Origin of the sequence: Herbaspirillum sp. CAH-3, from assembly GCF_009668275.1 — a bacterium.
Lineage (GTDB): Bacteria > Pseudomonadota > Gammaproteobacteria > Burkholderiales > Burkholderiaceae_D > Herbaspirillum > Herbaspirillum aquaticum.
This window is the reverse complement of record NZ_VSWE01000014.1, coordinates 80,349-96,460: the sequence shown is the minus strand read 5'-3', so window position 1 is coordinate 96,460 and position 16,112 is coordinate 80,349. Positions and strand designations below refer to the sequence as shown.

The following is a 16,112-nucleotide window of genomic DNA, read 5'->3' as shown; positions in this document are numbered from 1 at the left end:
TGATGAAACAGATTCTTGCCATAGTAGTGACAACTGGCGTTTTGGCTGCTTGCGCGCCAAACCAGGTGGTTCCATACCGTGGGAGCCAGTACAAAGAATGTATGGATAAGGTTGCCGCAGATCCAAAGTTTGCCCCGCTCGCTGCCAAAACTTCCCTTGGCCAGGTGGCCAAAATCAGCACTTCAATGCTGGCTGACAACTCGATCCCGACGGATCAGGAAAGAGACCTCATCGCGAAATGGGCTGATTCGCGCGACCGCTGTTTTGTGACCTACACCAGCACGCTCAAAGAGGACTTGCCGCCCGAAGCATTTGCAATCGCGCAAGTGTCTGTGAACAAGGCGAAACTTTTAGCTGCAGACATGAATGCTGGAAAAATGACGTTTGCGCAATTCAACCGACTTCGGATTTCGCAAAACAGTGAAACTGAATCGGGCTTTGAGCAAGTGCGCCAGCTCTATGCCGCGCGCCAAGACGATGAAAATCAAAGGCGCCGCCAGGTACTGCTTATGCAACTGCAGAGCCAACTGAACAAACCCGCTCCCGCGCCGATGCCAGCACCCTACATGGTTCCGATGCCCGCGCCGACCACCAGCACCACCAACTGCACCACCATCGGCAACCAGGTCAACTGCGTGAGCCGGTGATGCGCTGCTTTGCACTGGCACTTTGCTTTCTTTTGACGGGATGCGGCAAGAGCGTTTCCTTGTATCGGGACAGCCTGGTAGTGCCAAATGCCAGATTTTTGGTTGCGGTTTTCGATGGCGATGGTCTTGCATTAGAAGGAAATAGAGACAACTGTCGAACAGCCGCAGACCTGTTCATGCGGCAACCAGGCGTCCAGACAAGGTTTTGGTGCGAGGAATGAAAAAAATAATATTCGTGTCGATGATTTTGATCGCAGGTTGCCAGCGCGATGAAAACGATAGACCTGCATACGGAGAATCAGGACTCCCCAAAAACTGTCGGTCCTATGTTCAATTTGCGATAGATGAATACCGGGCGCGAAAGTACAACGCAGACGATACGTTCACTGGATTGGAAAGAAACTGTGGCTTAGCCGGCCACCTCTGGGGAAACAACAAATAACCGCCGCCTGGCGGTTTTTTTTCGTCCCCAAAAAGGCATTCCTTAAAATTTAGTTAGGCATTCCTATTGACACTCAATAAGGAATGCCTAATACTGTCTCCATCGCAGCAAACAACCGATGGAGAAAAAGCGATGTCGCTACCTGCCAAATTCCCCGCCGTACCCAATGGCCTGATGCTGATCCCCTACGTCACCAGCGTGGGCGATCTGCCGGTCGAGCTGTACGGCACTTTCTGCAGCTTCTCGGAAGAGTTTGAGGCCGAGGCCATCGCGATCAACGTCGGCGGCCAGGTTGTCGACCTCACCGACGCACTGAGCCAGCGCCTGCTGGACAACTTCAACCGCGAGATGCGCGCCGCTGGCATCGGCAAGCAGTACGCCGCTGAGCGCCGCGAAGAGGCTCGGGAGATGCAGCGCGAGCGTGAGCGGGATGAGCACAGCTATGCGGGGGTGGGCGCATGATGCTCCAGTCCCTCTACGCCGCATGCGCCTTCGCCATCTACGGCGTCTGCGATTGGGCGCTCACCAGCGTCACCGAATTCATCCTGCATCTGCTGGGGGTCGCATGAAGCGTTTTCTGGACATCCTGATCTCGGCAGTGATCGCTGCAGTGCTCGCGGTGCTGTTTCTGCTGCTGCTGGCCGATGCGATGAACTCGCCGCTGACCACGATGAAACCTACGTCGGCGCGGCCGGCGGCTTGCTGGAGGGCTGTGTGATGGCACTGACCAAGGACGAACGGCGGGCGCTGGAGTTGGCGCGGGAGAGAATCCGCAGTGGGCTGAATTACTACATCTGTCCGGCTCTTTCTTTTGTGGCTTACGCGCATCCCGAACTATCTGAAGGCGTGATGCGCCTGTGCTCATACATAAAAGAGGCTCTTGGCGGTCGTCGCTCTGACGGTTGCACACCGACGCTGGAAGGCTGGCGATACGACAACTGCATGCCTGAGCAGTTACATGAAAAGGATCGCGCCGACCGCCTCGCCTGGATCGACTGGATGCTGGGGAAGCCGCTGCCAGGTGAGTCCGTGAAGCTGGAATGGCGCGAGAAAAGCGACGAATGCGAAGAGGCCGAATACTGCGGCCGCCGCTTCCTGCTGACCTGGGCCGACTGGAACAGCCGGTATGTGGTCACTGAGCCTGATGCAGGCTACCACGTGATCGCAGAGCTTCCGATGAATCGCCGCGACGAAGTTGACGCCGCCATCGTCGCCCACGTATGGCCAGAAGCATGAAAGCCGCCCTCCCCGCCGCCCTGCTCTGCCTGTGCTTCGGCGCTCCTGCAGTGATGGCGCCAGCCGAGCAAGTCAGCAACGAACGCGCCGAGCGCCAAGCCCGCCTGCGCGAAATCAACCAGCGGCACATGCCTTTCGTGCTGCGCATCGCCAACAAATTCCCGGCCGCCGAGTTCGGCCAGCCTGTTCAACATCTGGAGAAGAAATGAGCAATGCACTGACCCTGATCAGCTCCGACATCCAAGGCGCACGCGATCAGTTCGCAACCGTTCTGGCAGACAAGAGCATCAGTTTTGAGCGTGAAGCCGGCTTCGCTGTGCAGATCCTGGGCAACAGCGATTACGCCATGAAGGCGGCGATGAACAACCGCCAGGCCGTGGTGGATGCAGTCACCAACATCGCGGCCATCGGCATCAGCTTGAACCCAGCGAAGAAGCAGGCGTATCTTGTCCCGCGCGGCAACAAGATTTGCCTCGACATCAGCTACATGGGCCTGCTGGATCTGGCCATCACATCCGGCTCGATCATGTGGGGCCAAGCCGAGATGGTCTACCAGAATGACCGTTTCAGCCTGCAGGGTTTCGACAAGCCGCCCGTGCATGACCGTGATCCGTTCGACAAGGAGCGCGGCGAGGCCGTGGGCGCCTATGTCGTCGTCAAGACCCGCGACGGCGACTACCTCACCACCACCATGAGCATCAGCGAGATCAACGCGATCAAGGGTCGTTCCGAGTCCGGCAAGAAGGGCTCCGGCCCGTGGCATACCGACTTCAACGAGATGGCGAAGAAGACCGTCATCAAGCGCGCATACAAGCTCTGGCCGAAAACCGAGCGCCTGGACGCGGCCATCCATCACCTGAACACTGACGGCGGCGAAGGCATCAATTTCAACGAGCCGCAGCGCGGCGCTGATTGGGTCGATGTCGAGCCCATGATTGTCGAGGCGCTGCGTACCACCAGCGATGCCGACGCGCTGGCGTACTGGCGGAATAACTGCGCCAAGCTCAAGGATCAGCCGGCCGATTTCAAGCGCCTGAAGGATGCGATCTCGCGCCACCGTGTTGACCTGCAGGGCTCCGGCACCATCGAGAACGGCGACACCGGTACGCAGCGGCAGGAGCCGCCTGCTGGTGATGATGGCTACGTTCCTGAATGAGCCGGCCATGATCGTCTACAACTGCGAACAAGGCACGCAGGAATGGCATGCGGCGCGCGCCGGCGTCATCACCGCAAGCATGTTCCGTGTTGCGCGCACGAAGGTGAACTGCCTGGATGAGCGCCAGCAGGATTACGTTAAAGCCATCTTGGGCGGCCACTCGCAAAAACAGGCCATGGAGTTCGCCGGCTACAAGGCCGCGCCCAAGGCTGAAGCAATCCAGCGCGCTTTGGACGGCGAGAAGGTTGGCGATTACTCGGACGCAGCCAAGGATTACGCATTTCGCCTGGCCGTCGAGCGCATCAGCGGAGCGCCACTGGATGAGGGCTTCGAGACCTATGCCATGCGGCGCGGCCATGAGATGGAGCCCGAGGCGCGCATGGAGCACGAGGTACAGACCGGCCTGCTGGTCGAGCCGTGCGGCTTCGTGGCCACCGATGACCGCCTCTTCGGCGGCAGCGCTGATGGCCTAATCGGTGAAGACGGCGGCGCCGAGTACAAGTGCCTGATCTCCCCGGAAGAGATCCGCCGCATCTGGCTTGGCGACGACTGGAGCAAGTACACCGATCAGGTGCAGGGCTGCCTTTGGTTGACCGGCCGGAAGTGGTGGGACTTCTGCATGTATTGCCCGGCGCTCACGCCCACCGGAAAGCAATTGTGGCGCCGCCGAGTCGAGCGCGACGAGGCATACATCGAGGCGCTGGAGGCTGATCTGCTGGAGTTCAAGACCCTGGTGGACGAGTACGAGCAAAAGCTGCGGGAGGACGCATGAAAGATCCGCGCGCCGGCAAGTACGGAAAGGTTTTCCAGTTTGAATTCAAGATCGCTGCAAAAGTCCTTGAGCCATTTAATGGCCGTCTTGAATGGAGCAGTGCTGACTATGAGGCATTCACATTCATTCGAAACGATGTACGGCTGGTGTTCTACCCATACAAATCAAGCGCACAAAACTATGCGCTGCGCGTGCGCGATGCCAGTAGCAAAAACAAAAAGCTGGCTTCTGAGTTGATGGCACGTCTTCGCATTGGCAACGGATTCACAACCGATTTCACGCAACGGAACGTGAACAGCGACGACCTAGAGCAGCGCCTGGTTGATTGCGAAAAACTACAGCGTGGGTGGGCTAGAAAGGCGGTCGAATGCGCCTGAGCACATGGCTCGCCCTCCGCTGCCGCGAAGAGCAGTTCCAGCAGTTCCTGCGCGTACCCGACGAGCATACGGCTACGCGCGTTGTACGAGCCCTGTGCGACGTTGAAAGCCGCGCCGAGGTAGACACCAACCCGGTGGCGCAAAAACGCTGCCATGACCTGATTCGCAAGCCGTATCTTGCTTACACAGAAAGGAGCACCACCCATGTTTGAATTCGTCGCGCAGCCCGTGAAACTGAACAAGGTATCGACCCCGATGGAAAACCACGGCCAGGAGCTGAAGCTTGGCGTCGTGCTGACCTGCCAAGCCGTTCTGCCCAACACCATCCTGAAGGCGTTCGGCGCTGGCCTGCTGGAATCGATGTACCGCAAGCCGACCGAAGAAGAGCGCGCCGACCTCGCCACCGATCCCGACTCGCTGTGCATGATCAAGCATCCGCGCATGGGTCCGTTCAGCTGGGACTACGAGAGCGAGGGCTACACCGCTGTGGTCGACCATGGCCTGGGCGGCGAGAGCAACCTCAAGCTGGTTGACTGCAAGGTGCGTGAGATCGAGATCACGCCGATGGAAGGCGCCGTGGTGCAGATCAAGTTCAACATCAACTGCCATCCGGATCCAAAGGACGTTGGCGCGCTGGCGGCCAAGCAAAAGCAGGACATCAACATGCAGCTGAATGGGCCGGAGCCGCAAAAGGCTGAAGACCTCTTCAATAAGGCAGCGTAATCCCCCCGTGCCAGTCCCCCGCTGGCTTCGCGCTGATCGACCGCCGGTAATAGTCGATCACCCAGAAAGCGCATTCCATGAGTGCTCTTTCTGGGTCTGGATGACTTTTCTGTTCAAGACGGACCCATTAAATGTCCACGAACAGTCCTCGGGCATGCCGAGTGTGTAATCCACGTGCCGTCCGCGCTGGCGACGTAAAAGGCCAGCACGAATTCATAGGAGCCCCCATGGCAACAGAAGTGCAAAAGATCCTGCAGGCGAACCGCGAAGGCGTGAAGCTCGGTCTGCAGCAAGGTGCGGACATCATGCGCGAGCGCGTGCTTGCGCTGGGACTGCCGCAGGACCTGGCCGCCAAGGTGGCGGCTATTCAAATCAATGAGGTGAAGAAATGATTGACTCGGATGATGTGGGCGATGGATTCCTTTTTGGTGGCGTCATTGTCGGCTTGATTTTCCTCGTGATCTACATCGCATTTAGCCGCCCCGAAATCAAAGCGTGCGAGCAAAACGGCGGCGCCATGGTGAAGTCCAATGGCGACATGATCTGCATCGACAAGAAGGCACTCGTTGCGAAGGAAAAGAAATGAGCACCCACATCGCCTGGCCTGAAGCGCAGCGCATCTGCGACATACCGGAGGTACATGAGGCACTGGAAGCATTTAGCCACGACAGCACCGAAGACAATGCGGTTGCGCTGATCTGCGCCGCGCTGAATGCTGCCGGCACTTTCACCCAAGGGCGCGCAGCAGGGCTGGAACTCCCGCTGTGGAAGGTTGATCGCGTGGATGGTGTTATCAGGGCAGTGGACGAAAACGGCAATGAGATCGCTACCGGATTGGGTCGGGAGGTGTATTTATTCGTTAAAGCGCACAACGCTGCTATCCGCGCCCTATCCCCCACTCCCTCAGAAGCAGGCAAGGATGATCCGATCCTTGCAACATGGCCCGCTGAAATCTGGCTGCAAGCTGGCGATGAACCGCTGGGCCACTACAGCGAATATGAGGATGTGACCTGGTGCCGTATTCCTCAAGGTGAAAGCGATGTGCGTTACGTGCGCGCGTCCTCCCTGGAGGTAATTGGGAAGGGAGAGAATAAATGAGTCGCAGCGGATACGTGGAAGACGACGGAGACGACCCGCTGGAACTAGGCCGGTGGCGTGGCCGAGTAGCGAGTGCCCTGCGCGGCAAGCGCGGCCAGACCATGCTACGCGAACTGGCCGCCAGCCTGGATGCCATGCCCGACAAGCGCCTGATCGCGCACGAGCTGCAAGCGGATGGTGAGTTTTGCACTCTTGGCGTACTAGGCGCGGCGCGCGGCATCAATCTGGAGCGATTGGACCCTGACAATTTCGACCAGGTTGCCGCTGCGTTCGGCATCGCGCCGTGCATGGCGCAGGAAATCGTCTACGAGAACGACGAGGGATTTGACGACTGGGAATTTGTCGAGGTGCCGATTTTCGGGCCGGTGCGCCCATACTGGCCTGAATATGGCAAGCACAGCATGACCATCCGTATGCCAAAGAAGGATGCTGCCGCCCAACGATGGAAATACATGCGTGCCTGGGTGGAAAGCAAGATCAAGAAAGAGAGCCAACAATGACCATGACACGAGACAAGATTGAGGAATTGAAGCGGCTGGCCAAGGCTGCCGATCCAACTGGCGTTTATTGTGGCGACAAGGAAGGGTTGCGTGCAATTCTGGAGCGTGCGCAAGAAAAGCTGCGGGCTTCCATCGATGGCGCCACCATCCTCTCCTTGCTCGCCCTAGCAGAGCGCGCACTGGCGCCGCAAGGGCAGGCGCTGCCGGATGAACATTTCCTTGCGATTCGCACAAAGCTGGGCGCAGAGCCGAAAAATGTATCTCTCGGAAATCTGAGCGATGCAGGCGCCATAGCCTTCGGGCGCGCTGTACTCGCCTCCCAGCTCGCGCTACCAGCAGGGCCGGTGCCTGAAGATGCGTTGCCGGAAATCGTGCAAGCAGCCCGCGATATCGTAAAGCTGTGGGAAAGTGAGCATGTTAGCGAAGATGACTATAACGAAGAAATGTCGCGCATTGAGAAATTGTTTCGCGCCCTTATTGGCTCGCCAGCGGTGGCGCAGCCGGTGGCGGATGAGCGGGAGGGTGGTGCGCAATGAATTCCGGACAGACACGCGCCGAGTTAGCAACCATCGAGGGCGCAAAGGAGTGCTGCAAGCTGGCCGGGCACCGGTTTGGCTATCGTGCAGCCCTTGAAATTTCCCTGCTCATGCTGGGCTACTCCATTGATCAGATTGACGAACTGTGCCTGCTGGCGCGCAACAAGCAACTGGACGAGTTTCGCGCCGCACTCGGCCAGCCAGCAGAAGAAGGAGGGAAATCGTGAGCGCGATCAAGCTTGAGCCATGCCCTTTTTGCGGGGAGCATCTGAAAGAAATCTCGGACGGCTACTTTCAACACTCGGTAAATAGCTGCTTTTTTGAAGCATGGGAATACGACTTTGGAGGATCGCCGTCAATGGTCTTGGATTGGAACCGTCGCGCCAAGCCAGCAGAGGAAGTGCAGTCAGCACCTGACGAATTGCGGGCAATCTTCCGTAAAGCTGTATTTGATCAAGGCTTCGCAATCATCAACCGCCTCATGAAGGCCTTCACGCAATCCGAGGAGCTACGGCCTGATGGCGATGTTAAAGCCGTGATCCACGAAGCCATGAACATGGCCGGCGAACTCACCAGAGCTGCGCGCGCATGCGGCTACGAGCCGCCCCTGCAGACTGGCTGCTCTTACGAAACCTGGCCCGGCTGCGACACCCAGAAGCGCCCCTATGCGCTGCCATGGAAGAAGGTTCAGCCGGAAGAAGTCTCAATTTTGAACCCCAAGGCGGAAGAAGGAGGCGCGCCATGACCCCCACCACCGCCATACAACGAGCAGAGCATTGGCGCAAAGAAGGAGCTTGTGGCGAAGCTGCAAAGGTGGATATTGCGCTGCTCAATGAGCTGGAATCAACAAAGCAAAACAGTATTCGATACGTGAAATTAAGACGGTGGATGGGAAGTAACGTAGATGAAGGGTGGAAAGCGGTGGAACACCTAGGCGCAGTCTGCGCGTGGATGGGCTGGGATGAAATGGACGCGATGCTGGACGACATGCCGGAATGTAATTTCGGATTGTCTAGAAGTAGATTACTTTCTGACATGGAAAAGAATCCGGAGTTGAAATGAATGACAACGTAAAGCCATGGCCGAATGTAGCTGGGCGTATGGAAATTGAACAGCCCAAACGAATCATGCGCCCATGCGATTACGGTTTGCTTGGCGCAATCAATTCGCTTGAAACGCAACTTGGCACTATTGAGGCATACAACCGTTTGGCAGAAGCTGCGCAACAGCTGAGAGACAAGATTGAGGCTGGAAACGCCAAGCCGCAAAATCCTATGTTTGCCAAAAGCATTCGCGGTGATTGAAAACCATAAGGACACCATCATGACCGACCAAGAGATTCTAGCTTTGCTCCCGGAAAACTTCTTCTATCCGGATATCCATCCGATGGATTCGAAGCTGATCGAATTTGCCCGCACGATCCTCTCCCGCGCCATCCCAGAGGGGAACGTTGTGGTGCCTGGATGGTTGCCGATTGAGCAGTGCAAACGCGAACATGGAAAACGGTATTTGCTGCAAAAAGATTGCGGGGATGGAACGCTTCCATCTATCACAATTGGCTATTCACTTGATGGTGATGAGCATTGGTTTTACCAAGATGTCCATCATTCAATCGAAGAATACGGCTATCGGGTAACTCATTTTCAGGAAATGCCTGGATATGCCGCAGCACCGGCGAATAAGGAGGGATGAACGTGTCTGACAACGTCAACAATCCGAAGCACTACACATCACACCCGTCCGGCGTGGAGTGCATTCAGATCACGCGCCACATGTCCTTCAACCTGGGCAACGTCATCAAGTACCTGTGGCGCGCTGACGGAAAAGGCGCAGCGCTGGAAGACCTGAAGAAGGCCCGCTGGTATCTGGACGATGAGATCAAGCGGCGCGAGGCAACCGCGCCTGACGCTGACGGCTGGATTCAATGGAACGGCGGCGCGTGTCCCATTTTCCCTGCAGCCAAGGTCCGCATCCGCGGTCGTGATGGCTATGAAACTCCTGAAGGCGAAAGTTACGAAGCCTGCATATATCGCTGGAAACATTCTGGCGATACTGACGACATCATCGCCTACCGCATAGTCAAGGAGAAGGAAGAATGAGCACAGCAGTGAAAGAGCGCCCGATTTTGTTTTCCGCGCCGATGGTCCGTGCCATCCTATCGGGCGACAAGACGCAGACCAGGCGCATCGCAAAGGATGTGCGTCACCCCGATCTGGGCAATGTCTACACGCCGGGCGCACTGGTGCTGGAACGCGAACCGCAGCATGTCATTGAGCGCGCCTGCCCATATGGCCGTCCTGGTGATCGCTTGTGGGTCCGCGAGACTTGGGGCGTTGTCAGCCACACCTGGGACGATGACGGCGCTATGATCGACTGGACACCTGATCGACCAGCCACAAAGATCCATGAATTGCCGTTTGGTAGAGGCTACTACAGCGGTCATGTGATCTATGCGGCAGACGGATCGCATGAATGGGCTGGCGATGATGATGGTGGAGGTGAGCCGCGATCCCTCTGGCATCCATCTATCCACATGCCGCGTGCGGCCTCTCGCATCCTGCTGGAAATCACTGGTGTGCGCGTAGAGCGCCTGCAGGACATAAGCGATTTCGACGCTGAAGACGAAGGCACCCGCGTCTGGGCGGCCGAGGTACAAAAAAACGGAAACAAGTTCTCCAGCATCCGCAGCGCCTGGCAGGCCATGTGGGAATCCATAAATGGCCCCGACAGCTGGCAGGCCAATCCATGGGTGTGGGTGGTGGAATTCAGGAGGATCGCATGAGTGACTTTGCAGACTGGAAACGCGCCCTGATCTATTGCAACGAAGACCAGAAGGCTTTGCAAGACATGCTTCGGATTGAAGACAAGCATGGCCTGATGGGCTACTCGCCAGAACTGGTGACAATCGGCCTGCAAGCCGCCGAGCGTGGCCTCAATGCCGCTGAAGCGGTCGCCGACTACATCAGGGAGCAATCATGACCCGCCGCCCCCCCGACGAGACGACCGCAGGAGCGCAAGGGAGAGGAAGCGGTGGCCGGGAGATGATGATGAAAAGTAATTACTTGGACGCGCATGAGGTGGCTGCACTTGTAGGATGTCTGCCAGGTAGCAAAGCATGCATGCGCCGCTGGCTGGATCGTAATAATTGGCCATACGAATGCAACCGCGTTGGTTTTCCATTGGTATCGCGTGCCTATCACGATGCGCGCCTGGCTGGCGCTTCTGTGGATGTGGCGCAGGCCGAGCAACGCGTCGAGCCGAACTTCGCGGCGCTGCTGGCATGATCGGCCGCCGCAAGACTCCGGACGGCCTGCCGTTCCGCCTGTATGTGACCAAGGGAAAGTTCAAGGTCCGCTACTTCTACAAGCTGCCAGGCGGCAAGCTGGCGTTCAGCCTCACCGCGCGCGCCAACAATGCCGCTGAGGTGGCCGCCGTGCGCAAGGATGCCATTGGCCGAGCCGAAATCCTGAATGGGCATGCGGCTGCGCCCGGCACCGTTGGCGCGCTCATCACCGCCTATTTCCGCTGGCAGGACAAGATGCCGCGCGATAGCGAGGACCGGAAGGCCGAAGGAACGCTGATCGAGAACAAGCGCGAGAAGAAGAACCTGGAGAAGGTGTTCGGCTTGATGGCGCCGCAGGACATCCGCCCCAAGGATGTCTATGGCTACCTGGCCGCGCGCGCCGCGCAGGGGGCACCGGCCAAGGCCAACAAGGAAATCGCCCTGCTGTCGGCGATTCTGGAATATGGGCGCCGCCTGGGCCAGCTGGAAGTGAACCCATGCCGCGACATCCGCTACAACAAGACTCGGCCCAGCACCAAGTTCGTGGAGTGGTCTCACGTGGAGTTTGCTATAGCAGAGGCTCGTCGCCGGGGCGGTAGTTATCTGGTCTGCGCGCTGTGCGTCATGGCCGCCTACCTGACCGTCAGCCGGCCTACCGAGATGCGCATGCTGACGCGGCAGAGCGAGTCGCCGGAAGGGCTGCGCATCGCCGTGGGCAAACGCAAGGCAGGCCAGGCCCAGAAACACAAGCTGATCGAGTGGTCTCCGGAGTTGCGCGCAGTGATTGATGAGGCCAAGACGCTGCAGCGCACCGCAAGCATCTACCTTTTCGGCAATGCCGAAGGCCAGCCATACACCCGCAGCGGCTGGAACACGATCTGGACACGCCTGATGGTCTACTGCGAGGAACTGGCCAAGGAGGAAGGCAAGACGTTCGAGCGGTTCACGCTGGCCAACATGCGGCCTACGTCGATCACAGACCGCCTGGACTCCAACGATGAGACCACGCGCACCGGTCAGGCCAGCGGACACGCCGACGGCAGAATGGTAGCGAAGGTCTACGATCGGCGCACCGTGAAGCGATCCAAGGCCACGCCGATTAAGGGCTGATTTTCCGGGAACATGCCGTAAACAAGCGCGGCAGTATGCGGTTTTGCCGAATGCGTATGTTCCCGCAATATCGGCCAAGTTGTTGATTTTCTTATGTTCAACAACAGGATTGTGATTCCTGTCGTCGTGGGTTCGAGTCCCATCAGCCACCCCAAAGATTCATGCAAAAAGCCCGGTCCTGGTGACCGGGCTTTTTGTTTTGGCGCGCCGCCTTTGCGTCCGGCTGCTGCCACGCCGGCACCCGTGCGGTGCCGGGAGGCGGCTAGCCTCAGTTGATCATCCCCGTCGAATACGCATACTTGATCAGTTCCGCATCCGTACTCAGGCCCAGCTTGCGCATGGCGTTGTTCTTGTGGGTGCTGATGGTGCTGGGCGTACGCGAGAGGCGCACGCAGATTTCGCCCAAAGACTGCCCTTCCACGAACAGGCGCACCACTTCCAGTTCGCTCTGGGTCAGCTCGCGCACCAGTCCGAAACCTTCACCCTGGGCCCAGCTCATCTCCAGCTCGCCACGCAGCGAGACCGGGAAATACAGCTGCTTGCTGCTTTGGGTCGCCAGGCAGGCGTTGATCAGTTCGTCGGTCTTTTCACGCTTGTTGATCACGGCGAACACGCCCATGCGATACAAGCGCCGGATCACGGCGCCATTGTTCATGGCGGTGTAGACGATCACCTTGGTCGACGGATGCTCGGTCTTGAGCCGCTTGACCAGCGCAAAGCCATCCGATTCATCGCTGTCATCGGCTGGCATGGCGAAATCGGTGATGACGATTTCGCAGGGCGAGCGCTTCAAGGCACTGATCAACGCATCGCCATTCTCGACCTCCAGGTCGATGCGGATTTCCGGCAGGCGCGCCAGCTCACCCCGAAGCGCTCCCAGCACGATGGGGTGATCATCGGCTATGGCAACGTGCAGGACTTTCTTCAAATTCATGCTACCCCCAAATGGTTCAATTGACTGACAGGTGGCGATTGCGCGATGGCATTGCCCGCACTCATCCTCCCCTGGTTTGCCTCGACTTGCGGCCCTCGATTTGAATGCATCGATGTCGTCTCCCTGCCTCGGGCAATGCCGCAACGGCATCGCAAAAACTTCCACCCCTAGGAGATAGAGAAAATCTGGAGAAAATAGAAAGAAAACTGCGTTTTTCCTGCAAAAAATCGAATTAATTCGAGGTGTCAATAGAAGAAATTCGATCCACGGCATTTAGTGGCGATATCTAAAAATAATTTGCACCCCGACTCGATATCTTGTGAAGTTCCCGCGAATTTCGCAAGCGCGCACTCCGCTTGGCCCCCATCACATCCTCACCAATAATCCTCGGTCACGAACTGTCCACCGCCGGTGCGCCGCAGAGGTGTCATGCCGCGTTCGCGCAGCAACTCGCGTACCTCGGTGACCATCTCGGGATTGCCGCAGGCCATGACGCGGCTGTGCTCCGGACTCAGGGTGAGGCCGCAGGCCTGTTCGAGGCGGCCATCCTTGAGCAAGGTCGTGATGCGTCCCCCGAGCCAGCCGGGTTCGACGGGCAGGTCGGCCTGCCGCGTCACGCAGCGCAGCAGATGCAGGCGCGCCGGCCAGCCCTGCTCCCGGGCGTGTTGCTGAAGGTGGGAGAAGGTCTCGGCGTAGGCCAGTTCCTCGCACTGGCGCACGCCATGTACCACCACCAGGTCCGTGAAGCGCTGCCACACCTCGGGCTGCTGCAGGATGGAAATGTAGGGTCCCAGCCCGGTCCCGGTGGCCAGCATCCAGACTTGCTCCCCATCGACGAAGCGATCGGCGGTCATGAAGCCATAGCTCAGTTTTTCCACCCAGACGGCATCGCCCGGCTGGAGCTGGCTCAGGCGGGATGTGAATTTTCCTTCCGGGACGATGATGGCGTAGTACTCCAGGTAATCGTCCCCTTCGGCCGAGGTGATCGAATAGGCACGCGAGACCACCTCGCCATCGATCTCCAGCCCGAGGCGCGCGAACTGGCCGGCCGTGAAGCGATAGCCCGCAGGGCGCGTGGTGCGAAAGCTCAACAGCTTGTCGGTCCATCGGTGTACCCACAGCAGGCGCTCGCAGGTCGCCTTGCCGGAATACGCATCAATACTCACCATCGCGGTACTACTCACTGAATTCTCCTTCGGTTTGCTGCCAGATTGCCCATACGGCAAGTCGTGCCGGGGCATTACAATAGCGGAATGAACAAGGTGGAGCGCAAGCCGGCCCACCATGAGGCAATGATGCATGCGGCCAGCGAGGACTACGCTCAGCAGATGACATCCGGGACGACCTGGAAATGAAGCTCTCGCCACCTGCCCCGGCCAGGAACTATCCGCGCTGCGCGCGGGTCAGGCCAGGGTGGCGTGCGCCGCCAGCCCTCATCCTACCCGACTTGCCCTGCGGCGCGTCAGGCCGGCCGCCTCAACCGACAACCGATGATGCAGTGAATCAATGACTTGGACCCGCAGCCTGGCCATCGCCTTTTTCTTTTGTGCCGCCGACACCGCCCATGCCGCCTACAAGGTACAGATCGACGCACCCAAGCCGGTGCAGTCGCTGCTGAAGGATTTCCTGGATATCTCGCGCTACCAGGACCGCGACGACATCAGCGATGAACAACTCAAGTTCATGATGGATACCGCCGGCGACCAAGTGCGCGAACTGACCTCCACGGAAGGTTATTTCACACCGCTCACCAAGGTCAGTGAACAAACGGAGGGCGCGGCCGAAGGCAAGCAGGCTGTGCGCCGCATCACCATCAGCGTGGACCCCGGCCCGCGTACCGACATCAGCAAGGCCGACATCAGCGTCACGGGCGTGGCCGCGCAGGACGACCAGGCCACGGTGGCGCGCATTCGCGAGGATTGGTCGCTGCCGGTGGGCCAGGCCTTCCGCCAGGAAGACTGGAACCGTGCAAAGAACGCCGGCCTGGAGAAACTGCAGCAAAAGAAATACGCCGCCGCCCGCATCGCCAGCTCCGAGGCGCGCGTCGATCCGGACGAACACCAGGCCGACCTGGCCGTGCGCTACGACAGCGGCCCGGCTTTCACATTGGGGGCATTGCAGATCACCGGCACGCGGCGCTATCCGGAAAGCATCATCCGCAACGTCAATCCGCTCGCCGTGGGTGAGCCCTATGATGTCAACCGCCTGCTGGCCCTGCAGCGGCAGATCCAGAATACGCCGTATTTTTCCAATGCCATCGTGGCCATCGATGACGATCCGGCGCACCCGGAGCAAACGCCGGTGAAGGTGCAGGTCACCGAATTCCCGGCCCAGCGCATCCGCGCCGGGGTGGGCTACAGTACCGATACCGGCGCCCAGGTCGAAGGCCGCTATTCGCACTACAACGTATTCAACAAGGCCTACGTCTTCGACAGCCAATTGCGGCTGGAACAGAAGCGGCAATATGGCGTGCTGTCGCTGGCCATGCCGCCGGATGACAAAGCCTTCGTCAACAGCATCAACAGCTCCTACGACCGCACCAAGCTCGAAGGCATCGACCTGCGCAGCCAGCAGGTCGGCTTCAAGCGTGCGCGCAACAGCGAGAACTACGACACCACCTACTCGCTCACCTACTACCGCGACGAACTGAGCCAGGAAGACGGCAGCACCCTGCCCGCCAACACCATCGTCACCCCCGGCAAGCACCGTGCCCTGGTGCCGGGCTTCGCGTGGTCGCGCCGCAATGTCGATGATCCGATCTTCCCGCGTAAAGGCAACCTGCTGACGCTGGAAGCCGGCTTCGCGCTCAAGGGCTTGCTGACTGACCAGAGTTTCTCGCGGCTGTATGGCCGCTTCAAGCAGTTCGTCCCGGTCGGCCGGCGCGACATCGTGGTGCTGCGCGCCGAACTGGGCGGGGTCTTCACCGCAGGCCGTGCGGGCGCGGTGCCGCCCTCGCTGCTGTTCCGTACCGGCGGCAATGACTCGGTTCGCGGCTACAGCTACCAGAGCATCGGCAATGAGCAGAACGGCACCGTCTATCCGACCAAGTACCTGGCCGTGGGCAGTTCCGAATACCAGCGCTGGTTCAGTGAGAACTGGGGTGCGGCAGTGTTTTACGACATGGGTGCGGCGGCCGACAACTGGAACAACAAGACCTTCTATCACGGCGTCGGTACCGGCGCGCGCTGGCGCAGTCCGGTCGGCACGCTCAACCTGGACCTGGCCTATGGCATCCAGAAGCGCCAGATCCGGCCGCACATCTCGCTGGGCATCGCCTTCTAGCGTAGCCCGGACCCGG

28 protein-coding genes are annotated in these 16,112 nt (G+C 59.0%); 26 read left to right on the top strand and 2 right to left on the bottom strand.

Going from position 1 to position 16,112, the window contains the following annotated elements:
* Nucleotides 1–2 precede the first annotated feature (2 nt).
* From FYB76_RS18535 to FYB76_RS18415, 25 genes are all read left to right on the top strand, one after another.
* Nucleotides 3–647, top strand: coding sequence for a hypothetical protein (locus tag FYB76_RS18535; RefSeq protein WP_154134595.1), 645 nt, complete (start codon nt 3–5; stop codon nt 645–647).
* 574 nt (nt 648–1,221) lie between these two features.
* On the top strand, nt 1,222–1,551 hold the full coding sequence (locus tag FYB76_RS18530; protein WP_154134594.1) for a hypothetical protein: 330 nt from the start codon (nt 1,222–1,224) through the stop codon (nt 1,549–1,551).
* Nucleotides 1,552–1,654: 103 nt separating this feature from the next.
* Nucleotides 1,655–1,807: a hypothetical protein gene (locus FYB76_RS18525; RefSeq protein ID WP_154134593.1), complete on the top strand. Its 153-nt coding sequence runs from the start codon at nt 1,655–1,657 to the stop codon at nt 1,805–1,807.
* Nucleotides 1,807–2,325: a hypothetical protein gene (locus tag FYB76_RS26680; protein WP_195724668.1), complete on the top strand. Its 519-nt coding sequence runs from the start codon at nt 1,807–1,809 to the stop codon at nt 2,323–2,325. Before FYB76_RS18525 ends, FYB76_RS26680 begins: the two co-directional genes overlap by 1 nt.
* Nucleotides 2,322–2,534: a hypothetical protein gene (locus FYB76_RS18515; protein WP_154134592.1), complete on the top strand. Its 213-nt coding sequence runs from the start codon at nt 2,322–2,324 to the stop codon at nt 2,532–2,534. The genes FYB76_RS26680 and FYB76_RS18515 overlap by 4 nt, the downstream gene beginning before the upstream one ends.
* Nucleotides 2,531–3,481, top strand: a complete 951-nt coding sequence (locus tag FYB76_RS18510) for a recombinase RecT (RefSeq protein ID WP_154134591.1) — start codon at nt 2,531–2,533, stop codon at nt 3,479–3,481. Before FYB76_RS18515 ends, FYB76_RS18510 begins: the two co-directional genes overlap by 4 nt.
* A 7-nt stretch (nt 3,482–3,488) precedes the next feature.
* The gene (locus tag FYB76_RS18505) at nt 3,489–4,253 is read left to right on the top strand and encodes a lambda exonuclease family protein (protein WP_154134590.1); all 765 of its coding nucleotides are present in this window, start codon (nt 3,489–3,491) and stop codon (nt 4,251–4,253) included.
* A complete protein-coding gene (locus FYB76_RS18500; RefSeq protein ID WP_154134589.1) occupies nt 4,250–4,630 on the top strand; it encodes a hypothetical protein in 381 nt (126 codons plus the stop codon). Before FYB76_RS18505 ends, FYB76_RS18500 begins: the two co-directional genes overlap by 4 nt.
* Nucleotides 4,621–4,842, top strand: coding sequence for a hypothetical protein (locus FYB76_RS18495; protein WP_154134588.1), 222 nt, complete (start codon nt 4,621–4,623; stop codon nt 4,840–4,842). Before FYB76_RS18500 ends, FYB76_RS18495 begins: the two co-directional genes overlap by 10 nt.
* Nucleotides 4,835–5,353 carry a hypothetical protein gene (locus FYB76_RS18490; protein WP_154134587.1) on the top strand — a complete coding sequence of 173 codons (519 nt, stop codon included), beginning with the start codon at nt 4,835–4,837 and terminating at the stop codon, nt 5,351–5,353. The genes FYB76_RS18495 and FYB76_RS18490 overlap by 8 nt, the downstream gene beginning before the upstream one ends.
* A gap of 227 nt (nt 5,354–5,580) precedes the next feature.
* Nucleotides 5,581–5,745, top strand: a complete 165-nt coding sequence (locus FYB76_RS18485; protein WP_154134586.1) for a hypothetical protein — start codon at nt 5,581–5,583, stop codon at nt 5,743–5,745.
* Nucleotides 5,742–5,939 (top strand): hypothetical protein, encoded by a 198-nt coding sequence (locus FYB76_RS18480; protein ID WP_154134585.1) that lies wholly within the window; start codon nt 5,742–5,744, stop codon nt 5,937–5,939. Before FYB76_RS18485 ends, FYB76_RS18480 begins: the two co-directional genes overlap by 4 nt.
* Entirely contained in the window at nt 5,936–6,451 is a 516-nt protein-coding gene (locus FYB76_RS18475; RefSeq protein ID WP_154134584.1) for a hypothetical protein, read from the top strand. Before FYB76_RS18480 ends, FYB76_RS18475 begins: the two co-directional genes overlap by 4 nt.
* On the top strand, nt 6,448–6,951 hold the full coding sequence (locus FYB76_RS18470) for a hypothetical protein (RefSeq protein WP_154134583.1): 504 nt from the start codon (nt 6,448–6,450) through the stop codon (nt 6,949–6,951). The genes FYB76_RS18475 and FYB76_RS18470 overlap by 4 nt, the downstream gene beginning before the upstream one ends.
* Nucleotides 6,948–7,487 (top strand): hypothetical protein, encoded by a 540-nt coding sequence (locus FYB76_RS18465; RefSeq protein ID WP_154134582.1) that lies wholly within the window; start codon nt 6,948–6,950, stop codon nt 7,485–7,487. The genes FYB76_RS18470 and FYB76_RS18465 overlap by 4 nt, the downstream gene beginning before the upstream one ends.
* Nucleotides 7,484–7,714 (top strand): hypothetical protein, encoded by a 231-nt coding sequence (locus FYB76_RS18460; protein WP_154134581.1) that lies wholly within the window; start codon nt 7,484–7,486, stop codon nt 7,712–7,714. Before FYB76_RS18465 ends, FYB76_RS18460 begins: the two co-directional genes overlap by 4 nt.
* Entirely contained in the window at nt 7,711–8,232 is a 522-nt protein-coding gene (locus tag FYB76_RS18455) for a hypothetical protein (protein WP_154134580.1), read from the top strand. The genes FYB76_RS18460 and FYB76_RS18455 overlap by 4 nt, the downstream gene beginning before the upstream one ends.
* Nucleotides 8,229–8,549, top strand: a complete 321-nt coding sequence (locus tag FYB76_RS18450) for a hypothetical protein (protein ID WP_154134579.1) — start codon at nt 8,229–8,231, stop codon at nt 8,547–8,549. Before FYB76_RS18455 ends, FYB76_RS18450 begins: the two co-directional genes overlap by 4 nt.
* A complete protein-coding gene (locus FYB76_RS18445; protein ID WP_154134578.1) occupies nt 8,546–8,791 on the top strand; it encodes a hypothetical protein in 246 nt (81 codons plus the stop codon). The genes FYB76_RS18450 and FYB76_RS18445 overlap by 4 nt, the downstream gene beginning before the upstream one ends.
* A 19-nt stretch (nt 8,792–8,810) precedes the next feature.
* Nucleotides 8,811–9,179 carry a hypothetical protein gene (locus tag FYB76_RS18440; protein ID WP_154134577.1) on the top strand — a complete coding sequence of 123 codons (369 nt, stop codon included), beginning with the start codon at nt 8,811–8,813 and terminating at the stop codon, nt 9,177–9,179.
* Nucleotides 9,180–9,181: 2 nt separating this feature from the next.
* Nucleotides 9,182–9,586, top strand: coding sequence for a DUF3310 domain-containing protein (locus FYB76_RS18435; RefSeq protein ID WP_370516377.1), 405 nt, complete (start codon nt 9,182–9,184; stop codon nt 9,584–9,586).
* Between the two features lie 8 nt (nt 9,587–9,594).
* Nucleotides 9,595–10,269, top strand: coding sequence for a hypothetical protein (locus FYB76_RS18430; protein ID WP_370516379.1), 675 nt, complete (start codon nt 9,595–9,597; stop codon nt 10,267–10,269).
* On the top strand, nt 10,266–10,466 hold the full coding sequence (locus FYB76_RS18425; protein WP_154134574.1) for a hypothetical protein: 201 nt from the start codon (nt 10,266–10,268) through the stop codon (nt 10,464–10,466). Before FYB76_RS18430 ends, FYB76_RS18425 begins: the two co-directional genes overlap by 4 nt.
* Nucleotides 10,463–10,771, top strand: coding sequence for a DUF4224 domain-containing protein (locus FYB76_RS18420; RefSeq protein ID WP_154134573.1), 309 nt, complete (start codon nt 10,463–10,465; stop codon nt 10,769–10,771). The genes FYB76_RS18425 and FYB76_RS18420 overlap by 4 nt, the downstream gene beginning before the upstream one ends.
* A complete protein-coding gene (locus FYB76_RS18415) occupies nt 10,768–11,880 on the top strand; it encodes a hypothetical protein (RefSeq protein WP_154134572.1) in 1,113 nt (370 codons plus the stop codon). Before FYB76_RS18420 ends, FYB76_RS18415 begins: the two co-directional genes overlap by 4 nt.
* 268 nt (nt 11,881–12,148) lie before the next feature.
* On the opposite strand, the gene FYB76_RS18410 is transcribed toward FYB76_RS18415, so the two are convergent.
* Together FYB76_RS18410 and FYB76_RS18405 are read right to left on the bottom strand one after the other, a co-directional pair.
* Nucleotides 12,149–12,814: a response regulator transcription factor gene (locus FYB76_RS18410; RefSeq protein WP_145607476.1), complete on the bottom strand. Its 666-nt coding sequence runs from the start codon at nt 12,812–12,814 to the stop codon at nt 12,149–12,151.
* A 374-nt stretch (nt 12,815–13,188) separates the two neighbouring features.
* Nucleotides 13,189–13,998: a ferredoxin--NADP reductase gene (locus tag FYB76_RS18405; protein ID WP_370516376.1), complete on the bottom strand. Its 810-nt coding sequence runs from the start codon at nt 13,996–13,998 to the stop codon at nt 13,189–13,191.
* A 322-nt stretch (nt 13,999–14,320) separates the two neighbouring features.
* On the opposite strand from FYB76_RS18405, the gene FYB76_RS18400 reads away from it, so the two are divergent.
* Nucleotides 14,321–16,096 (top strand): autotransporter assembly complex family protein, encoded by a 1,776-nt coding sequence (locus FYB76_RS18400; RefSeq protein ID WP_154134571.1) that lies wholly within the window; start codon nt 14,321–14,323, stop codon nt 16,094–16,096.
* Nucleotides 16,097–16,112: the final 16 nt, after the last annotated feature.